General features: G+C 58.4%; 20 protein-coding genes. 13 read left to right on the top strand and 7 right to left on the bottom strand.

Features of this window, described 5'->3' with window-relative positions; genetic code table 11:
* The first annotated feature begins 8 nt into the window (after nt 1-8).
* The 9 genes from F1642_RS14425 (at nt 9) to F1642_RS14390 (ending at nt 7,042) form a co-directional block, all read left to right on the top strand.
* The gene (locus F1642_RS14425; protein WP_173404646.1) at nt 9-197 is read left to right on the top strand and encodes a hypothetical protein; all 189 of its coding nucleotides are present in this window, start codon (nt 9-11) and stop codon (nt 195-197) included.
* The gene (locus F1642_RS14420; protein WP_194886553.1) at nt 194-1,720 is read left to right on the top strand and encodes a CHAD domain-containing protein; all 1,527 of its coding nucleotides are present in this window, start codon (nt 194-196) and stop codon (nt 1,718-1,720) included. The genes F1642_RS14425 and F1642_RS14420 overlap by 4 nt, the downstream gene beginning before the upstream one ends.
* Nucleotide 1,721: 1 nt before the next feature.
* Nucleotides 1,722-1,910, top strand: coding sequence for a ParA family protein (locus F1642_RS16075; protein WP_255522468.1), 189 nt, complete (start codon nt 1,722-1,724; stop codon nt 1,908-1,910).
* Nucleotides 1,888-2,484 carry a ParA family protein gene (locus F1642_RS14415; protein ID WP_370582890.1) on the top strand — a complete coding sequence of 199 codons (597 nt, stop codon included), beginning with the start codon at nt 1,888-1,890 and terminating at the stop codon, nt 2,482-2,484. Before F1642_RS16075 ends, F1642_RS14415 begins: the two co-directional genes overlap by 23 nt.
* Nucleotides 2,485-2,489: 5 nt before the next feature.
* Nucleotides 2,490-2,984: a CYTH domain-containing protein gene (locus F1642_RS14410; RefSeq protein ID WP_194886552.1), complete on the top strand. Its 495-nt coding sequence runs from the start codon at nt 2,490-2,492 to the stop codon at nt 2,982-2,984.
* Complete coding sequence (locus F1642_RS14405; protein ID WP_194886551.1) at nt 2,977-3,375, top strand: NUDIX hydrolase; 399 nt, start codon at nt 2,977-2,979, stop codon at nt 3,373-3,375. The genes F1642_RS14410 and F1642_RS14405 overlap by 8 nt, the downstream gene beginning before the upstream one ends.
* Nucleotides 3,376-3,473: 98 nt before the next feature.
* Nucleotides 3,474-3,971, top strand: a complete 498-nt coding sequence (locus F1642_RS14400) for a CYTH domain-containing protein (RefSeq protein ID WP_194886550.1) — start codon at nt 3,474-3,476, stop codon at nt 3,969-3,971.
* A 977-nt stretch (nt 3,972-4,948) separates the two neighbouring features.
* Entirely contained in the window at nt 4,949-6,268 is a 1,320-nt protein-coding gene (locus tag F1642_RS14395; RefSeq protein ID WP_194886549.1) for a DNA/RNA non-specific endonuclease, read from the top strand.
* Nucleotides 6,269-6,376: 108 nt separating this feature from the next.
* Nucleotides 6,377-7,042, top strand: a complete 666-nt coding sequence (locus F1642_RS14390; RefSeq protein ID WP_194886548.1) for a hemolysin III family protein — start codon at nt 6,377-6,379, stop codon at nt 7,040-7,042.
* Between the two features lie 112 nt (nt 7,043-7,154).
* Here the strand turns inward: F1642_RS14390 and F1642_RS14385 are convergent, their stop codons facing one another.
* Genes F1642_RS14385 through F1642_RS14365 form a run of 5 tightly spaced genes read right to left on the bottom strand, consistent with a single transcriptional unit; the run spans nt 7,155 to nt 12,569 of the window.
* Complete coding sequence (locus F1642_RS14385) at nt 7,155-8,864, bottom strand: iron ABC transporter permease (RefSeq protein ID WP_194886547.1); 1,710 nt, start codon at nt 8,862-8,864, stop codon at nt 7,155-7,157.
* Nucleotides 8,854-9,825 (bottom strand): ABC transporter substrate-binding protein, encoded by a 972-nt coding sequence (locus F1642_RS14380; RefSeq protein WP_194886546.1) that lies wholly within the window; start codon nt 9,823-9,825, stop codon nt 8,854-8,856. Before F1642_RS14380 ends, F1642_RS14385 begins: the two co-directional genes overlap by 11 nt.
* Nucleotides 9,822-10,412 (bottom strand): histidine phosphatase family protein, encoded by a 591-nt coding sequence (locus F1642_RS14375; RefSeq protein WP_194886545.1) that lies wholly within the window; start codon nt 10,410-10,412, stop codon nt 9,822-9,824. Before F1642_RS14375 ends, F1642_RS14380 begins: the two co-directional genes overlap by 4 nt.
* Nucleotides 10,409-11,479, bottom strand: a complete 1,071-nt coding sequence (locus F1642_RS14370) for an MBL fold metallo-hydrolase (RefSeq protein WP_194886544.1) — start codon at nt 11,477-11,479, stop codon at nt 10,409-10,411. Before F1642_RS14370 ends, F1642_RS14375 begins: the two co-directional genes overlap by 4 nt.
* Nucleotides 11,472-12,569 (bottom strand): ABC transporter ATP-binding protein, encoded by a 1,098-nt coding sequence (locus tag F1642_RS14365; protein WP_194886543.1) that lies wholly within the window; start codon nt 12,567-12,569, stop codon nt 11,472-11,474. Before F1642_RS14365 ends, F1642_RS14370 begins: the two co-directional genes overlap by 8 nt.
* 304 nt (nt 12,570-12,873) lie before the next feature.
* Here F1642_RS14365 and F1642_RS14360 point away from each other — a divergent pair, with 304 nt between their 5' ends.
* Both F1642_RS14360 and F1642_RS14355 read left to right on the top strand, forming a co-directional pair.
* The gene (locus F1642_RS14360) at nt 12,874-13,638 is read left to right on the top strand and encodes a glycosyltransferase (protein ID WP_206692789.1); all 765 of its coding nucleotides are present in this window, start codon (nt 12,874-12,876) and stop codon (nt 13,636-13,638) included.
* A 75-nt stretch (nt 13,639-13,713) separates the two neighbouring features.
* The gene (locus F1642_RS14355; RefSeq protein WP_194886542.1) at nt 13,714-14,613 is read left to right on the top strand and encodes a hypothetical protein; all 900 of its coding nucleotides are present in this window, start codon (nt 13,714-13,716) and stop codon (nt 14,611-14,613) included.
* A 122-nt stretch (nt 14,614-14,735) separates the two neighbouring features.
* Here F1642_RS14355 and F1642_RS14350 read toward each other — a convergent pair whose 3' ends face one another.
* Both F1642_RS14350 and F1642_RS14345 read right to left on the bottom strand, forming a co-directional pair.
* On the bottom strand, nt 14,736-15,173 hold the full coding sequence (locus F1642_RS14350) for a hypothetical protein (RefSeq protein ID WP_045999874.1): 438 nt from the start codon (nt 15,171-15,173) through the stop codon (nt 14,736-14,738).
* Between the two features lie 202 nt (nt 15,174-15,375).
* Nucleotides 15,376-15,582, bottom strand: a complete 207-nt coding sequence (locus F1642_RS14345) for a cold-shock protein (protein ID WP_045999875.1) — start codon at nt 15,580-15,582, stop codon at nt 15,376-15,378.
* 1,335 nt (nt 15,583-16,917) lie between these two features.
* Between F1642_RS14345 and F1642_RS14340 the strand changes: the two genes are divergently transcribed.
* Together F1642_RS14340 and F1642_RS14335 are read left to right on the top strand one after the other, a co-directional pair.
* Entirely contained in the window at nt 16,918-17,346 is a 429-nt protein-coding gene (locus F1642_RS14340; protein WP_084693729.1) for a GFA family protein, read from the top strand.
* A gap of 666 nt (nt 17,347-18,012) precedes the next feature.
* Nucleotides 18,013-18,792: a cell wall hydrolase gene (locus F1642_RS14335; protein WP_194886541.1), complete on the top strand. Its 780-nt coding sequence runs from the start codon at nt 18,013-18,015 to the stop codon at nt 18,790-18,792.
* The last annotated feature ends 16 nt before the right edge of the window (nt 18,793-18,808 follow it).

The raw sequence follows: 18,808 nt of genomic DNA, 5'->3' as shown, positions 1-18,808 counted from the left end.
TGTCATCAATGCCGAAAAGCAAGACTGCCAGCCCCAAATCCGAGGACGCCAAGAGGGTGAATACATCGCTGCGGCTTCATCGCAAGACCCTCAAGGCGCTGAAGACACGGGCCATAGAGGACGACACGAGCGTGCAGAAGATCATCGAGGAGCTGGTCGATAGCTATCTCAAGAAGGCGGCAGGCAAGAAATCATGAAGCGGGCATCTCAAACGGTTCTCATCCTTCCGGGAGCGCTGGCCGACGCCAATCTGGCAGAGATGCCGGACGATCTGTCGCTTCAGATTGGTCAGTCCGATGACGCGACGTTTGACATGCTCGACGACCATATCGGGTCCCTTCACGCCGCTGGCCAGCTCGTGTTGAGATCGGGAAGGACACTCACTCTGCTGGATGCTTCCCCAGCCCTGATGTCTCAAAGGGCCGGCGGGACTGATCGGTTCGTGGCCGACCTGAAAGACGGGCCCGTCAAGGCCGCCCTCAAGCACGTCCCGCCTCTGCGCAGTCTCCTGAGGATCGGGTCCGGAACTGTCACTCATCGGGATCTGACGGTCACCGATGACGAAAGGAAGACGCTTGTCCGGGCGCATCTAACGACGCTGAAACCCGACGGCAGGGGCATGACAGTGACGATCGCCGCGCTGCAGCCGCTGCGGGGATACGATAAAGCCCTGAGAAGACTGCGCGAGCACCTTGAGGCCACCGCCGATAGCCCTTCGCCTCGCGCGACCGATCTGTCCTCGATGCTTTTCCCGGACTATTCTAGATACAGTGCGAAACCCGACGTCGCCATCCTCGACCATGCCACGGCATGGCAAACAGCGACCGACATCATCACGGTCTATCTACAGGTGGCCCGCGAGAATGAGGCCGGGGTCATCGCCGATCATGACACGGAGTTTCTGCACGATTACCGCGTCGCCCTGCGAAAAGTCAGATCAGTCTTGAGCCTCTTCAAAGGCGTGTATCCGGAGGAACAGACTGCGGAATTCAAGCGTAAGGCGTCCGAACTGATGTCTCCTACAGGCCGGCTTCGGGATCTGGACGTATACCTTCTGGCCAAGAACGAGTATTTCGCGATGGTGCCTTCCTCTCTGCATGAAGGGCTGGAGCAGATGTTCAAGATGTTTCGCAAGGAGCGCCGCCGCGCGCACCGTGCCATGGCAGTCCATCTTGACAGCGCCCGTTATCAGGCTGGGATCGAGGCACTGCAGGCTGAATTTCTCCAGACAAGGGGTCCCGGAAAGGGGCCGAGGGCAGACGCCCCGGTTGGGGACTATTCCCGTCAGCTGATCTGGAAGCGCTACCGCAAGGTATGTCGCATCGCCCGCGAGATCACGGCCGACACGCCTGACGAACGGGTCCACGAGCTGCGGATTGGCTGCAAGAAGCTTCGCTACCTCATGGAGTTCTTTGCACCTCTCTATCCGGCAGCGGCCGTCAAACCCATCCTGAAACCCCTCAAGCGTCTTCAGGACAATCTTGGGCTCTTCAACGACTATTCCGTCCAGCAAGCATTTCTGAAGAGCTTCATGGACGCTCACGAGCCGATCGGACACAGGCAGGACCTCGCCCTGGCACAGAGCATCGGCGCCTTGATCGCCGTGCTGCATGAACGGCAGCAGGAAGAGCGCGCCCGGATCATGGCCAGTTTCGATCAGTTCGACGGCCCAGATGTCCGTGATCAGTTCCGCTCACTCTTCAACGCCAAGGAAGCCTGAGATGAAGATTGTCGCCTGCTACAGCAACAAGGGAGGCGTCGGGAAGACGGCCGCTTCCGTCAACCTCGCCTATGCCTTTGCCGAGGCCGGCAATCGCGTCCTGCTTTGCGACCTCGATCCCCAAGGTGCCTCGAGCTTCTACTTTCGCGTGAAAGCCATCTCAGAAACTGGACAACGAGGCGTTCTTTGAGGAGGCAAAACAAGTCACAAAGGCCATTCGCGGAAGCGACTTTGAAAATCTGGACATCCTCCCTGCCAACATGACCTTTCGCGATTTCGACGTCTTTCTCTCAAGGATGAAGAACAGCCAGTCGCGCCTGAAGAAGGCGCTGAAGGCTGTCGGCGGCGACTACGACATCATCGTCCTGGACTGCCCTCCGAACATCTCGACACTCTCCGAGAGCGTCCTTCAGGCGGCGGACCTGATCGTGGTCCCTGTCATTCCCACCACTCTGTCGGAGAGGACGTTCGAGCAGCTTCTGGAATTCATCGACGGCCAGGAGGGCGCGAAGGGCAGCAAGAAGAAGATCGCGGCCTTCTTCTCGATGGTGCAGCGGCAGAAAAGCCTGCACGGCGAGACCATGGCACGCATGCGCGAGGCCTACCCGAAACGGATCCTGGAGGCCGCCCTTCCGTTTTCCACCGATGTCGAGCGGATGGGTGTCAATCGAGCCCCGGTGCTGGCGTTCGCATCTGAGCGTCCGTCCGCGCAAGCATACAGGCAGATCTACGAAGAAGTTCAGACACGATTGATGGAGGGCTGAGCGCGATGAAAGCACCCGTTGAGATCGAGCGGAAGTTCCTGGTGGCGCGGATGCCTGACCTGTCTCTGGCCGACAGATCGTCCCTGCGCCAGGGCTATCTGACCGTACCTGAGGACTCCGTCGAGGTTCGGCTTCGCCAGACCGATGAGACATTCGTTCTCTGTGTGAAATCCGGAGAGGGTATCGTTCGGGGTGAGCGTGAGATCGAGATCAGCGAGGCGCAGTTCGAGATGCTATGGCCGCAGACAGAAGGCCGCCGCGTCGTGAAGACCCGGTGGGTCGGTCAGCTGGACGGGGGGCTGACCTACGAGCTGGATATCTTCGAGGGTGATCTTGCACCGCTGGTGATGGTCGAGGTCGAATTCCAATCCGAAGCCGATGCTCGCGAGTTTGTCGCGCCGGAGTGGTTCGGTCGGGATGTCAGCACCGACAAGCGCTTCGGCAACAAGTCGCTGGCACTGACAGGGGTATCTCTTGTCCGCGAGTTGGCCGGTGGCTGAAAAACGATACGGCGTTCTCTGTCTTCTTCCTGAAAAGGGGCGGGACAAGGTCGTTCTGGTCAGCCGGCCGGGAAGCAAGGAATGGATCCATCCGAAGGGGCGCCGTATTCCGGGCATGTCGGGCAGGGGATCTGCCCGTCGGGAAGCTTACGAGGAGGGCGGCATCCGGGGCCGCATCCACTCCGGCCAAAAAGCTGTCGTGACGTGCAGGCAAGGTGGACGGAAGGTTCTTCTGACACTCTACGCGATGCGGGTGGAGAAGATGCTGAAGCGATGGCCCGAGCGACGCAAACGCGACAGGATCGTGGTCTCGAGTGCGAAAGCCGCGCAGCTGCTGCGCTGCCCCGGCATGCGCAAAGGGTTGCGCGCCCTCATCAAGAAAACCCCCTGAGGTCAGAGCAGAGCCTTGCGCTGCGGCCCAAGAGCCGCCGCGACGGCCCCTGACCAGTCTGATCGGCCTGTGCATGGGCCGCAACCAACGAGGCGAGATTGAGTATCGAGATTGAACGCAAGTTCCTTGTGACCAGTGACGCGTGGCGGGACCAGACTTTGGGCTGCCACCATATCAAGGACTATCTGGTCGCCCGCTTCGAGACCGGCAAGGCGCGCATCCGCGTCTGTGATGATCAGGCGACCTTGACCATAAAGGGCAACCGCACAGGGGTTTCCCGCAGCGAGTTTCATTTTGATCTGCCACCCGACCAGGCGGCGGACATGATCAGCGAGTTCCCGAGCGCTCCGAGCTTGGAAAAGCGGCGGCATGATATCCAGTTCTGCGGCCTGCTCTGGCAAGTCGACGAGTATCTGGGTGCGCTGGCGGGTCTGGTGACCTGCGATGTGGAGCTGCCGCACGAACGTCACGAGTTTCCACGCCCGTCCTGGGCTGGGCGGGACATCACCCATGACAGCAGATACAGCTCCGCCCAACTCACCCGGGCAATGCATGCCGATGGGTTCGTGCTGGCGGACTTCCTGATCAGAAGCTGAACTGATACGGAGGCGCTGATACCGTCAGTGTCACTTCCGTGAAGGCCTAAACCAAAGAAGTTGTGTGTCTTGCCTGATGAGGCATGGTCCCGTAATTATCCAGGCACGAGAGATTGCCTAGGGACAGGTTGCTGCTGCGGGAAACTGCAGCCGCTTTTCTGTGTGAAGTGGGCGACAGCACAGGTGCCATGAAACCAGATTTGCAGGCGGTCAGAAAAAAGGGCCCCGATCTGCTCGGCCCTTCTCGCTCGTAGGAGACCTTCAAACTAGCAGAAGGGTCGCCGAGTGGGATAGAGATAGCCTATCAGTGCAGCCAGACAACATCTCGGACCAGCGTCCCATCCCCAGAACTATCCCCAGAAATTGTGGATAAAGTCATTCGGCCATAAGCCCTCCGCCAAGATGCGCGATCTTCTGAATTCGGGGCGCACGCAATCCTGCTATTTAGACATCTGGCCCGTGATCACGCACAGGATTATCTGAACTGTGTGAGACGGGGATACAGGCCGCAGGATGAATACGAATACGGATAGAATGCTGATTGCCGAAACGGACGAGCAGGGATCTGTGGTCTGCGTATGGCGGGCGGATCATGGCAAGCGCCCGCGGCCGGTGGCTGATCCTGTAACGTGCGTCAAAATGCTGGATAGCTTCGGCATCTTCGGGGCATCCAGGGATGCGGTCAGGCTGTGGCTTATGTCCTCAGACGCAGAGGTGGCGTGACCTCAATGCCACGTCGCCCAGATACCGGTCAGGTGTAGACCATGCGAAGAGCTGGAAATAGCTTTTAGCCTGAGCTTTGTGCACGCGGGTCGGCTCAAAGCTCTGTCCGAATCTTAAGCATGCACCAAGGAGCTACGCTGCCCAAAGACGTTGAAGATCAGGTGCAAGCCTACCGACGTCATCGTGTACGTGATCTTCTTGCCCCTGTTACACGCAAGATGTCTCATGACTCGGTACAGGCCGGGGACAGCATGATGTCGAAGTCGGAAACGAACGAGAGAAGCACCGGCTGCCATATCCGGATCAATGGCGTCGGCCATAATGCCGCTGCCAATGGGACCTTCGTCCGGATACAACGAAAGGACGGCAACAGTCTTCTGGAATTAAGCGTCAATGTCATTGTCCAAGGTGAACCATCGAGCGGCTTTCCCGGAGGCGCGGAGGGATCAGCACTCGTCGCGCTCAATGGCATTCCCGTCCCTGCGGACCATACCGTACGGAGTGTGGATCTCACAGTGCGAATGGATGATCACGCGGGTGTTGGCGACAAGGTAAGCGGTAGATCTGACCCGGGCCAGTCCGCTGTTGATCGGCAGATCGTCACGAGCGGCAGTCTGGACCTGACTTGGTCGCCGGGCACTGTTTCCGCCCCGGCAGTCAAAACGCGTGCGGGGGCACACTTAGAGAACTATCAAGATATAACTGCGGGATTTAATGAAGATGTCCTTCGCAACGGCTACGATGCTGGGTTTACAGGTATCCCTATTCCGGAGCCGGGTCTTTCTGATGACATGGCGCTTGACGCGGTTCTCTTCGAGGACCGCACAAGCATCCCCTATACTCATTTCAGCCTGTGTTTGTCGGCTGAGCGGCGCATGGCGCGCTATGTTGCTTGGAACGTGGACGGGGTGCGGATGGTGAAACTTCCGCGGTCAGAATTTGTCCTTGATCCTCGCATTGACGCCGAACACCAATGGGGAAACGCGCTTTATAGCGACAACGTTCTCGACCGGGGTCACATCGCCCGGCGCGCAGACCTGTGCTGGGGCGGCATCGCCGAAGCGCAGCAGGCCAATGCCGACTCGTTCTACTACACCAATATCGCCCCGCAGCATCAGGCTTATAACCAGTCCTCCCGTCAGGGCCTCTGGGGAGAGCTCGAGGATCACGTGTTTGCTCAAGCCGGTATCGCCAGGCTGCGTCTATCCGTGCAGGCCGGTCCGATCTTCAGTCCGACTGACATCGAATATCGGGGGGCTCGTATCCCGGCGGCATTCTGGAAGCTGATCGGTTGGCGCGATCTCGAGGACCTGCCGCGTCTGACCGCCTTCATTCTGACTCAGGAAGACCTGCTAGGCGATCTGGAGACGACGCTGACATTCGAGCCCTTTCGTCTCTACCAGGTCAGCCTGGAGGAACTGAACAGTCAAACCGGACTTGATTTCAGCCTGCACCCGGATGGCGACGTGATGCGGCACGTCAATCAAGCAGGCCGGAGGCTTGCTCGTGACGACGCGCCCGGAACTGGAAGGCAAATAAGGGATGTCAGTGCTCTTCGTGACATCATCATTTAGCCGACGCAGGATGCGGCATGAAGCACGCTTACACGTCTGAGGTTTTTTCCAAGCTAATTCAATATCAGCCGCGCGGTTCTTGAGGCGATCAACGATGGAAAGTTATTGATGAACTTTTACCTACCGCGTCGCATCGAATACAGCCGGCTCGAAACCATGTCGGACCTGTTGGTTCACATTGCCGGTTTGACAGCAGCACTGCTCGCGGTTCCCCTCCTGATCATGAGGACATTGTCGACCGGCACTGCGGACTTCGGGTTGGTCGGTGTTTCGGTATACGGCCTCACACTCATCGCGATGATCTCATGCTCGATGCTCTACAACATGACGCATCCACAGACCTGGACACCGTACCTGCAGCGGCTCGACCATTCGGCAATCTACCTGAAGATTGCCGGCACCTATACCGCATTCGCGCTTCTTTCTCCCCACGATACCGGGTGGTTTGTGGTCTGGATATGGAGCTGCGCGGTTCTCGGAGTGGGATTGCGCACGTTCGTGCCGAATAGGTGTCGCAGCGTCGCCATAAGCCTGTACCTGATCATGGGATGGTCGGGCGTCATTGCCGGAGACGCGCTTTTCGGAGGCATGTCTTCACTTGTCTTCGGACTGATCTTGGGTGGCGGGCTCATCTACACGGTCGGATTTGGATTTTTCGTGACAACGCGCTTGCCGTTTCATCGAACGATCTGGCACCTGCTCGTCATCGTCGCAAGCAGCTTCTTCTACTCAGCAGTCGCTACTCAGATTGGGACACTATCTGGAACTAACTGACATGCGGCCGTCCAGCGCGTGCTGTGTTGAAGTCTAGCCGATCAGGCTTTGAAGCGGCCTTTTACGGCGCAATTCACTTCGCGAAGAAATCCCAAAAATCAAAGTCAGATATCTAGCCGCGCCATGGAAGAGCTGACGAGCCGGTGCGCCCGAGTATCAGCTCCGCAAGTGTACATAGTGTAAACAAGAGTAACGTGGACAAAACGGAAACTGCCGCCGCGGCGGTCGAGTTACCTTCATATTGCAGCGAAAAGACCATTACGCCGATCGTCTCGTGCCCTGAGGACCACAGGAGGGCGGACAGCGTCAACTCGTTCATCGCCGTCATCAGAATTAGCACCGCCCCTGCCGTGGCCGCTGGCGTGACCGATGGCATAAAAATTCGCACTATCCGCCCCCCCAAACCGATCCCTGCGATACGGGCGGCTTCGTCCAGTCCCGGATCCCCGTTCTGGGCAGCAGCCACGACCGGGCGGAGCGCCAAGGGGAGAAACCGGGCCAGATAAGCGATCAGGATGATGGCCGAAGTGCCGTAGAGCGAAATCCCGATCAGGGGGAGCGGTGGCAGAAAGGCCAGGATCATCGCCAACGCAACGACCGTGCCGGGCACGACCCAAGGTACCTCGGCAGACAAGTCCAACAGGGTGGCGGCAGGGCTGGGCCGGCGCGTCAGCAGATAGGCCAGCGGCAGCGCCACGCAGACGCAGATCACGGCTGCCAGACCTGATAAGGTCAATGAGTTCAAGAACGCCCGGCTCACGGCCGGGTTGGACCAGACCCGGACATATTGATCCAGACTTGCCACCTGTATTGAAAACGGCACACCGATCGCCGGGGTCAATGAGGTCAGAGTCAACGCAGCCAGCGGCAGGAGCGCGATGACAAGGACCACGACCCAGAGCGCCCCCTGCGCCCATAGCGGCGCGCGATGCGCGGGGGTGAAAACCCGGCCTGCCTCGATGCGCAGGGTCAAGCGGCGCAAGGCAAGATGGCGCAGCAACAGAGCCATTCCTGCCAGCGCGGCGAGGATCAGTGCCAGCACCGCGACCTGCCCCGCGACCGCAGGGCCGAAGCCGTTCAGCCGCTGATAGATCAGTGTAGTCAGCATCGGCACTCGCCCGGGAATGCCCAGAAGAGCCGGTATGCCGAAATTGCCGACAGCCGCGGTAAAGGCCAGCAATGCACCCGCCAGCGCCGATGGATAGGTGAGCGGTAGAATTATCCGCATCAGCACCCGTCGGGGAGGGATTGCTGCAATGCGGGCAGCCTCGATCAGATCGGCGGGCACGGATTTCAGGCTGGCGCGGATGGCAATGAAGACGAGCGGCATATGCTCGATCCCCATGATCAGCGCGATACCGCTTCGGGAATAGAGAGGATTGCCCTGACCTTGCGCAGGCGCCATCCCTAGGGCTCGCAGGATCGGAGAGCCCGAGCCCATCAGTTCAATCCAGGAAAGGGCCAGCGTCTGCGAAGGGATAATCAGCGGCATCAGGATCAGAAAGGACAAGACCGCCCGAAACCGCATCCGCATCAGCCCCACGGCCAGCGCCAGTGCACCGCCCAATACGACCGAGATCGCGACGGAGGCGAGCGACAAGGTCAGCGTATTCATAAACGCCCGCCCCGTTGCCCGTGCGGCCAGCGTGTCGCGCAGAACACCCAAAGGCGCCCCATCATCGCCGGGACGAAAAGCCGTCACCAGCACCTCACCCATGGGCCAGAGCGTGATCGCCGACACATAGAGACAGAGAAGGATGGCCAGCACACGCTCGCCATCCCCCGTACGCCGGTCACCCAGCAGGTGCAGGTCAGCCGCCATAGAGGTCCGAGAACTCCATCTTGACGGCCTCTCCATCTGACAGCAGGCGGGCATTGTCGGCACCGATCAGCGTCAGGCTGGCAGGGTCGGGATAGCCCTCGGGCGCTGCCATGCCGTCGCGCAGTGGGAAATAGCCCTGCGCGACCGATTGGGCCTGTGCGGCCTCGGACAGTTGCCAATCGACGAAGGCACGGGCGGCATCGGCGTTGTCAGTGCCCGCCATGATCGCCACAGGCTGGGTCACCGCCGTAACGCCCTCGGACGGAAACACGAAATCGACCGGGGAGCCCTGCGCCTTGGCGTTCATCGCCATGTATTCGACCAACACGCCATATGCCTTCTCGCCCCGCGCGACGGCCTCCAGCACGGTGCCGTTGCCTTGTCCTGCGACGGCGCCATTGTCCGACAGTGCCTCAAAATAGGTCCAGTCGAATTCAGGCTGCTGGACCATCGTGCCCACATGGATCGCCGCTGCACCGGAATAAAGCGGCGATGGCATGATCGTCATCGCCGCCGCTTCGGGCGTGGCCAGATCGGCCCAGGAGGTCGGCGGGCTTTCCACCAGTTCGGTGTTGTAGACAATACCGGTGGTGATCAACTTCGTTGGAAAGAACATAGCATCCGCGTCCAGCAGGGCCGGGTCGATGCCCTCCACAGGGGCCTCGGGATAGGCCATCAGGCGGTCGTCCTGCTTGAGCTGGGTCATCGCGACGGCATCTGCGATCAGCAGAACGTCGGCGGGGCTTTGGCCGGCGGCGAATTCCGCCTGCAGCTTGGCCATCACCTCGGTCGTGCCCGAACGGAAGATATCGATCGAGATATCGGGATGATCCTTGTTGAAGGCGGCGATGACCTCGGTCATCTGCTCCTGCGGTTGCGACGTGTAGATGGTCAGGGTCTGGGCCTGTGCAGCAAAGGCAGTGGCGGACAAAGCGGTGGTCAGCATCAGGATACGGGTCATGACAGCCTCGAAGTTTGGGGAAAGGGGTCGGGCACGACCACGGGCGGGTCGGCGCACCAGCATCCGCGCGGATCGCGAAAGATTGTAATCCGCGCGCAATTCGTTGGGCGCAGAAACGGCAGATCAAGGGCTGCCATCACTGAGCGGATGGTGCCGGAATGGGCCACGATCAAGGGCGGTGCCTCTTGCGCGGCGGGGCCGGAGATGGTTGCACAGCCCTGCAGGATGCGATCATGAAACGCCTCGGGGCTTTCGCCGCCCTCGGGCGTGGCGTCGCGGTCCAGCATGGCACGGGGCGCGCCTTCCCAAATGCCCCAGTCGCGTTCTGCCAGCAGGGGGGCGGGCTGTATCTCCAGGTCGGGGCGCAGGGCTGCGATCGCTTGGGCCGTTTGCCAGGCGCGCTGCAAAGGCGAGGCAAAAAGGCGCCCGATGGGTCTATCGCGCAAGGTCAGCGCCACGTGCCCGGCCTGTGCGCGTCCCATGTCTGTCAGGGGTGCATCGGTCGCACCCGCAATCCGGTCATTGGCATTGTGTACTGTCTGGCCATGACGCAGCAAATGGAAGCAGGGATGATCGAAAAGGCTCACCACACCAGCCTTTCGCCCCGAGCGATAGGCCAGCCAGTCCGCGCACGCAGATCATCCGCGACCGAGGCTGCGCAAAACGCGGCCAACATCACCTGCGGTGCGGCGGACGCGACCATTGCGCTGGCCTGTGACAAGGTTGGATGCACGTTCCAGCGACTGAAGACAGCATGGCCCTGATCGATCAGGTCCTGTGCGGGACTGCCCGCAGCAACATGGCCGGTAAAGATGATCTGCGCACCGCCAGCGTCACGGATGCGCCCGGCCAAGGCGTGCGCCACACCGCGTTCTGCATTGGGACCCGCGGCGATCATCGAACCGGCAATCGGGCTGTCCGCATGCAGATCGGCTGCTTGGTCCAGCAGAGACAACGCGTTGCGACCTTGTGGCGTCATCCAGTCCGCGTGATCGCGCAGGACCCGTACGACACGACGCTGCTCGGCGCAGATGCTGACCGGTAAACCGCGCTGCAGCAGCGTTGCGGCAATCTCCAGTCCGCGCCCGCCTGCAGGGCAAGGCAACAGGACAGGTCCGTCGATCTGGGACACGATCTGTTCGATCTGCACGGAAAGCGGCTGGTCTGCGACCCCGTACGAGGCGTCGATCACCATTGCTGCTGCGGGCGGGTAGGGCGCGGCACAAAACATCGGGCTTTCAGCACAGGCGTCCCCCGAATACAGCAGGCCGCCCTTGCCCCCAATCCGCATCCAGACCGCCCCCGGCGCATGGCCCGCAGGACCGGTCAGCAGGGCCACACCCAATATCTGACTGAGTCCGTCAAGGGGCCGCGCCTGTTGCAGGCCGGGATGGCGGGCGAGCGCGATGGTAGGGCGGCTGGCGAACAACGGTGGGGCCCCCAGATCTGGCCACAGATCCAAGCCGCCTGTATGATCGGCATGACCATGGCTGAACAGGATCGCGTCAATGGGCGGTAGATCCCGCAGATCGGGCGCGCGGTCTTCGTCAGGCCCGCGGCCCAGGTCCAGAAGCAGATTACGATCCCCGATCTGAAGCAGGAAGCAGGCGGGCCCCTTGCTGCCCACCCCTGATATGGCGCGCAGTTCAGGCATTGACCGCCTCGCGCCGTGCGCCGGCTTGCGAGGTTTTATCGTCATCGCGGCCGATCACCCAACCGCCGGTAACCTCCAGCCTGACCGCCGTATGCATGGCGAGTGGGCGATCGGTTAAGAGGGTGAGCATCTGATCGTCCAGCGCGTCGGTCAGAGCGTGGGTCAGATAGTGGCCATGCTGAAAGCTCTGCGATAAAATGCGGGCGTGTAGATGCCCCGGCCCGTCGCACAGACGCAAGTTCTCGCAGTGCAGGCACAGCCAACCGGGGCCAGGTTGTGCTGTACCGGGCAGGCGAAGTGCCGCAGTCCCCACATGCAGGTCGCATATTCCATCCAGCGTCCCGGTCACCTGTACTGGTACAGTGACACCGTGACCGATGAAGCGCGCCACCATCGGCGTTGCGGGACGACGATACAGGTCTTCAGGGCATCCCATCTGTTGGATATGGCCCTTGTCCATCACGGCGATATGGGTGGCGACCGTCATCGCTTCATCCTGATCGTGGGTCACAAGGATAAAAGTCGCGCCCGTCTCGGCATGCAACTGACGAAACTGGACAAGCATTTGCTGGCGGAGATGCGCATCGAGATTGGCCAGAGGCTCGTCCAGCAACAGTAGCCCCGGACGCAGCGCCAGCGATCGCGCAAGCGCCACCCGCTGCCGTTGACCCCCCGACAGATCCTGCGGGCGACGATCCGCCAAGGGTAACAGACCCGTTGCGGTCAGCATCTGGTCCACGCGGGCGCGCCGTTCAGTCCCTGTCATGCGGCGTGACTGCAAGGCGAAGGCAACGTTACCGCGCACCGTCATATTAGGCCACAGGGCATAGGACTGGAACACCATGCCCAGATCACGACGCTCGGGCGATACGAAATGGCCGGGCGCGGCAATTAGTTGGTCATCAAACCGCAACTCACCCGCATCGGGCAGTTCCAGCCCGGCAATCAGGCGCAAAAGTGTGGTCTTGCCGCAGCCTGACGGACCCAGCAAAGCTAGAAATGAGCCTTGAGGGAGATCCAAATCAATTTGATTCAGGACGTTTGTAGTGTCAAAGGACTTGCTAAGGCTGAGTGCGCGGACATGCGGCATGGATACTCCAGATTTGGTCCTGACGTATGGGGTACGAATGTCATTTCTGTGACGATACGGTGATCGTTTCATGACTGGAGCATCGAGCTCCATTCCAGGTAGCAAGCTTGCTAACTACGCGATGGAAGAACGCGCCACCTGCCAACGAAAAATGCCGCGAATCCCACAAAGGTCTAACGGTCGTACCGCGTGCAGACTATCGTCGTAGGATGGCAGAAGAGGGCCACGTCCCAGGATGAATTACTTGTCATCCAAAGTTTTTCTGCAACAGTCTCAGTCCGTGACTACGGCCGTGGACTTGGTGGTGAGACAGTCGCGTCCCTGCCACAATCACGCTGACCTTAAATTCCTGCAAGAAGTGATGATTATTTTGCCCGAAGCCAGTACTGCAGACCTGATCCGTATCTTCATCGGTTATGACAGCCACGAGCCTGTGGCCTACCATGCCCTGTCTCATAGCCTCCTCTCGCGGGCCACGCAGCCTTTGAGTATCACGCCGATCGTGCTTGGCGGTCTGGAGGGCGTTTTTACCCGTGAGCGAAATGCGCTCCAATCGACGGAGTTTTCGTTTTCTCGGTTTCTTGTACCGTGGTTGAGCGGGTATTCCGGATGGTCCATATTCATGGACTGCGATATGCTCTGTATTGATGACATCGCTAAGCTCTGGGCCATGCGCGATGACCGTTATGACCTGATGTGCGTCCAGCACGACCATGTCCCCCAAGAGCAGACAAAATTCCGGGGCGCAACGCAGACGACCTATGAAAAGAAAAACTGGTCGAGCATGATGCTGTTCAATAACGCCCGCTGCACGGCACTTACTCCTGATTACGTGAATACGGCCTCCGGCCTCGAGCTGCATCGCTTCAAGTGGCTAACGGATGACAGTCGGATAGGCGCGTTGCCCCAAGGTTGGAACCACCTGGTCGATTACAGCGACACTCCCCTCGAGGATACGCATCTTATTCACTATACCGAAGGAGGCCCGTACTTCGAAGAATACCGGAGATGCGAGCATGCTGACCTGTGGTTCGCTGAAAAAGATTCCATGGATCGACCTCTACCGTGAAATCGTACTCATAATCTCTTTCTCCATCCATACCGGACACTTAATCAACTGATACGAGATGCGATGGGTTCTTGAATGCACAAGCGGGGTTTTCAGGAGAGCAGCGGAAGCGAGAGAGGATTTGGTGAGGGTGGTTGTGATAAAACAAGGCCGGTATTCTTTACTTCACCTTTTGCAAGGAGCCTACGCTCAACCATGATCTCTCGATACAGGCATGCACTTGCCAAGCATTCCCCCAGGCTGCTGCGTTCTGTAATATACAAAACGCTGTATAGGCAGTTCAAGGATCAATATACGATATCACCGGAACAATTTCGTGGCAAAAGGATACTTATTGTAGGCCCCGCCAATACTCTGTTCGATGATTTGAAAAGCATCGACTACTCAAAAGTCGACATTGTTGTTAGAATGAAGAATGGTATCCATACGTCTCTTGATTTATGGAAAGAAGATTCGTTGCGTTGCGATGTGCTTTTTCACAGTTTTGCTGGTGGTAGTCGGCCGGTCACTTTGAATGATATCAACCGTGCTGGCGTAAAATATATCGTCCATAGGACTCTCAAGAAAAGCGCTTTTCTTGATACCCTGCTTGCCGAGGAAAAGTTCGGAAGTTCCGCAGGTGTAAAAATAGTACCCTACGAGCATTATGGGGCACTGTCGGAAAGGCTGGGCGGTCACGCTCCCAGTACGGGCATGGTCTGCGCTGATTTCTTCCTTGATGCTCCATTCAAAAGCCTGACATTTGTTGGTTTTACGTTTTTTTCTACGCGATATGTCGCCGGGTATAACGATCAGATCACATCTGACGAAGCTGCGCTTTCAAAAGTGAAAGATGCCGGTCATCACTCCCCGTTGCACGAGGCACGCCTGATAGGGGATCGGATCCAAGAAGAGCAAGCTGCTGGTAAGTGCGTTTACGTCAGTGAAAGCATGCAACAAGCACTCGACGGCTTTGGCGCCCGCCATGGTGCCTGACCCTGCAATCATTGATTATCGCAGCGGTCTCGCCATTCGCGTGGGGCATGCCGGTTCTGCAGTTCCGTCTTCTGGGCAGGGTCGGGTCGCTTGGCGCAGCCGCCCTTGTGGCAATGGCCGATTTAATTTGCACGCAGCAGGTGTTGAATGCACTGTCGGACTGCTATTTTTTTGATTTCTGACCGCATTTTTAATGGAGATCGAGTGAGGCCAATCATGGTTGCCCGCTGCTGGAGCCTTTCGTCGCTCCAGCCGAAGCCCTTCGGGCTTCCCAGTCTGGACAGGTGAGGCACGGCGATCACCTGCGCGCCAATGCTCATTTGACCGAGCAGGGAGGTTGCCTTCGATCCGTGTGCGACGACTACAGCCGGCCGGATCTGCTCGAGCAACATTTCAAAGACGGCAGTGCTTCTGTCCGCGCGTGTCAGGTGCTTGCCGCTCCCAGCCTCAACGCACCAGATGTTTGTCTCGAGAACTTGCGCATTGATGAGGTCGGCCAGGCGCTCGACCCGCTTTTTGGTGGGCTCAATGCATTTTTGGTAAGGTAGCGCTCGCGCCACGCGGTGCGGTTCATACCGTCACATCCAACCAGTAGCGCCAGAAGTTGGCAGTCTCCCTAACCGGGTTCTGGCTACAATGGAGACGCGATATGCCAACGGTGATCCGATGCAGACAAAGGGGCGACCCGAGCACGGGTCGCCTGCAAACAATTTCGGCCGTGCAGCAAAGTCAGCTGATACTTGCCGGGGCCGCCGGCAGTATTCATACCAACCGAAGGTCGATCGCGCTGGTCTTGCCGCCGCGACCTGTTTCCAGTTCGTAGGACACGGCTGCACCGTCCTTCAGGGTCTGCAAGCCGGCGCGCTCAACAGCCGAGATGTGGACGAAGACATCCTGCGCGCCGCCTTCTGGTTGGATGAAGCCGAAGCCCTTGTCCGCATTGAACCACTTGACCGTTCCTCTGGGCATTTCATTCTCCAAGACGATTTCTGATGCAGCGACATTCGGCGATCACGCGTGATCGGGCAAGCCACCGATTTGGCCGCCGGTTCGAACCGAGGCGTCGCGAACTGCGATTGATGCCAGAGCGGATGGATTTGGGGTGGGCGACTGACCGCGTCCGCACGCGCAAAGACTTTGGAGAATAGTGGAAGATCCAGAGTCCGAAGTTTGCCTCGAACTGCGCAGAATCCCGCGTTTAGATCAGAAGCATCAACACGCGTTGGTCTTCTAGACGATCCTTGTCTGTCGGTCTTGATAGCGGACGGTCTCAGAACAGCTGTCAGGAAAAAATGCCCCGCTCGGCTGGAGGGAGTTGCCGAGCGGGGCCGAGTGACAACAGGGAATGCTGTCCAGTTCAACCTATAGGAGCATCAACAATCTCGCGATCCCTTAAATTGTACCGACACGCTTTCATATTCAAAGGCCCGCCGAGCGGGCGGGCCTTGACATCAATGCATGGTCACTTTGGTCAGGTCTTGCTCTTATCAATCAAGCCAGGCTTGGTTGGGTCTTCCGCGACAGCGGCGTCAGGGCGGTTGCCGCCGGGTACAGCAGGGTCCTTCTCATCTAAAACATGGTCAGGCACTTCGGGGTGTCGCTCCGTCGTTGCGGCCTCTCGAGCCTGATCGGTGGGGGTCGGTTTCGGTTGGTCTTGCGTCATGACATGGTCCTCCTGAACCATCAACAGATGGCTGGATCCAATGTTCCGAAAGGTGATTTGCTTAGTCTGACTATTGTTCTAAGATTTGCCGGACATCTTTTGAGGTTCTAGCCCTGATCATCTCTGCTGTGTTCGCTGGCGTCATCGAGGTCATCCAGCCGTATTAAAACCGCAATCGTAGTACACGGGACTGTCGACAAAAGCTGCAGGAATTGCGATCAGTGTCACCATTGGACGAACCGGCGCGGTCATGGTCTCTTGACCCCAACTGCTCTCTCCCGCCGGTCATGTCCGTGTTCCGATGGACGACATTTCATAACACTTGGCTGCGTTACATGCCGCGGTAATCCTTCGTTCGGAACAGTTCACGTCGAATGCAGTTCATGCAATATGACTGTAGATCTGAACACGGTTCGTCGTAAGCGCTTGGCCGAAGCCTTGTCGGAAGCGCACAAGCGAGTCCAGGAATGTGAGGAAACATCCGTGACTACGAGGCTCGGATATCGGAGGTAAGGCGAGATCTGGTCGAGGCTCTTGCTTATCTTGCCAATGCTCAGCGACGATACGATCAATCCGGGTAGGCCGCGGTTCTTAGCATGATGGTCAGTTGAGTTTATCCTGCAGATCGATGAGGAGAGATTATGAAAAGCAATCAAGCGTTCTCGGGCAACGGCTTGTGTGGCGAGATCACGGTGACCGTCCAAGGCGAACATGACCCACGACCGGGCGCATGCCACTGCCTAATGTGCCTACGATGGACAGGCGGTGTGTTTATGTCATTCACGGCTACGCCTGACGCAGTGACAGTGGAAGGCCCGGTAACGAAGTTTCAATCCACTCCGTTTGCCGAACGAGCATTCTGCGGCACGTGCGGCACACATCTGTGGATGAGAAACACCGAAGAGGCAGAGGCAGAGTATGACCTGATGCCCGGTTTGTTCGAGGCTGCACATGACTGGCCGCTGCGCTCAGAGATCTACACCGACCGAGCCATGAGAGCGATCCGCTTCGTGGGTGATCACTCGCGTAAATCTGAAGCAGAGTACGAGGCATCGAATTCGCACGTCTAGATTAGGAAGGTGACCTGTCACTGAACTTTCATCAGCCACGACCGTAGCCCGGTTGATATTGCTCTGCACCCAGAGAACTGGACCGCCGGATACCGATGTTTTCCAGCTTGGTTATGGTGACAGGCCTTCCAAAGCATCTCTGCGACCACATTTCAGACGCCGGTCCGGCGTGACGCCGACCTGCCAAAACGGATAGGCATTCTTGATGGTTATCCACGATATATTCGGCGCAGGTCAGGCAGCGGTCTTTGGGAGGAGCAACTGTCTGGCCAGCAACTTGAGAACGCAGTTACCTCCCGACGAACTAGTTCGCTCCGTAGCAATCCTAATTCCCGTAAATGTTATGCGTGCCCGGGTATGGGGCTGAGTTTTGCCTAAAGGCCAAGCCATTTACCGTTGAATGATAGTCGAGACTTCTTCTCCTCGGCCTGCAACTGCGGCAGTTCGTCGATCCTGCACAGTATGACACCCATTCGTGGCTGTTCAGGCGCCAAGCCCAGCTGCACCGCCCGCGTTGTATAGATTTCGGCCTCACCAACGGGCGGCCCAAGGACGGCATTTCCGCATTTCAGTTTGCTGACACAAGGGATCGCCACAGTCCACAGAGCGAAAGCGGAACACAAGTGCGTCGATCTCTGTTCCTTATGCAATCAAGGGAACATGCAAATGGTTCGGGCACAGTCTGTAGCATTAACTGTCCTTATTGCCTTATGCTCTGCAGGAGCTGTTGTGTCCGTTACACGGCAACAGCTGTCGACCGGCGAGACATCGAGCTTCGCTGCGCCCAATGGCAGCCTCGGCGCGCCAGTGCGTTCTGCTTCTGAGGCTGTCTATCACCGAAAAATAGTAATTGGGCCAAACCCTATTGAACAAGCAGCGGCTGATCCTGAAGAGTCCGGCTTTGATAGCAGCGGTTTGACACTTGAAGTCGCCATCGCGCCGTTACCACGTCCCACAAAGGTAATAACATTTCGTCCTGCCCCTCGACCTGCAACCCCCGATGAAATTGTAAGGGGGGCTGCTATCCCTTCGCCTCCACCATCCTTGCGCAACGCCAGCGATCTTTCCTGTATTGCCGTCGCGATCTATCACGAGGCACGTGATCAAGAAGAGTTCGGGCAGCGCGCGGTAGCGTCCGTCATTCTGCAACGGGCTGCAATTCCTCACCGGTGGGGAGATAGTGCGTGCGAAAACGTCGTTCCGACGCAGTTCAGTTTCATGACATCGCGCTATGAATATCCAGAAATAAACGATGATGCGTCTTGGGAAAAAGCGGTAAGAATTGCAGCAGAAGTTCTCGTGAATGGTCCGCTGCCAGAGCTGCGTGGAGCAGATCATTATCATACCACAGCCGTATTGCCCCAATGGGCACCCAAAATGGTTCGGGTCCGGTCGATTGATGATCACGTATTTTACGTGGATCCACACTCATATTCTGCTCTATAGTAAGTCGCTGAAATAG

The sequence above is a fragment of the Paracoccus sp. NBH48 genome (assembly GCF_015390265.1).
In the GTDB taxonomy this organism is placed as follows: Bacteria; Pseudomonadota; Alphaproteobacteria; order Rhodobacterales; family Rhodobacteraceae; genus Paracoccus; species Paracoccus marcusii.
Note: the sequence above shows the minus strand (reverse complement) of the source record. Positions and strands in the feature narration are given on the sequence as shown.

What these genes read in the sequence shown, in the direction of transcription:
- F1642_RS16075 (WP_255522468.1), top strand. Translation starts at nt 1,722, where the DNA reads ATGAAGATTGTCGCCTGCTACAGCAACAAGGGAGGCGTCGGGAAGACG.
- F1642_RS14365 (WP_194886543.1), bottom strand. Translation starts at nt 12,569, where the DNA reads ATGCCGCATGTCCGCGCACTCAGCCTTAGCAAGTCCTTTGACACTACA.
- F1642_RS14410 (WP_194886552.1), top strand. Translation starts at nt 2,490, where the DNA reads ATGAAAGCACCCGTTGAGATCGAGCGGAAGTTCCTGGTGGCGCGGATG.
- F1642_RS14335 (WP_194886541.1), top strand. Translation starts at nt 18,013, where the DNA reads ATGGTTCGGGCACAGTCTGTAGCATTAACTGTCCTTATTGCCTTATGC.
- F1642_RS14355 (WP_194886542.1), top strand. Translation starts at nt 13,714, where the DNA reads ATGCACAAGCGGGGTTTTCAGGAGAGCAGCGGAAGCGAGAGAGGATTT.
- F1642_RS14345 (WP_045999875.1), bottom strand. Translation starts at nt 15,582, where the DNA reads ATGCCCAGAGGAACGGTCAAGTGGTTCAATGCGGACAAGGGCTTCGGC.
- F1642_RS14420 (WP_194886553.1), top strand. Translation starts at nt 194, where the DNA reads ATGAAGCGGGCATCTCAAACGGTTCTCATCCTTCCGGGAGCGCTGGCC.
- F1642_RS14370 (WP_194886544.1), bottom strand. Translation starts at nt 11,479, where the DNA reads ATGCCTGAACTGCGCGCCATATCAGGGGTGGGCAGCAAGGGGCCCGCC.
- F1642_RS14395 (WP_194886549.1), top strand. Translation starts at nt 4,949, where the DNA reads ATGTCGAAGTCGGAAACGAACGAGAGAAGCACCGGCTGCCATATCCGG.
- F1642_RS14380 (WP_194886546.1), bottom strand. Translation starts at nt 9,825, where the DNA reads ATGACCCGTATCCTGATGCTGACCACCGCTTTGTCCGCCACTGCCTTT.
- F1642_RS14340 (WP_084693729.1), top strand. Translation starts at nt 16,918, where the DNA reads ATGAAAAGCAATCAAGCGTTCTCGGGCAACGGCTTGTGTGGCGAGATC.
- F1642_RS14390 (WP_194886548.1), top strand. Translation starts at nt 6,377, where the DNA reads ATGAACTTTTACCTACCGCGTCGCATCGAATACAGCCGGCTCGAAACC.
- F1642_RS14385 (WP_194886547.1), bottom strand. Translation starts at nt 8,864, where the DNA reads ATGGCGGCTGACCTGCACCTGCTGGGTGACCGGCGTACGGGGGATGGC.
- F1642_RS14425 (WP_173404646.1), top strand. Translation starts at nt 9, where the DNA reads ATGCCGAAAAGCAAGACTGCCAGCCCCAAATCCGAGGACGCCAAGAGG.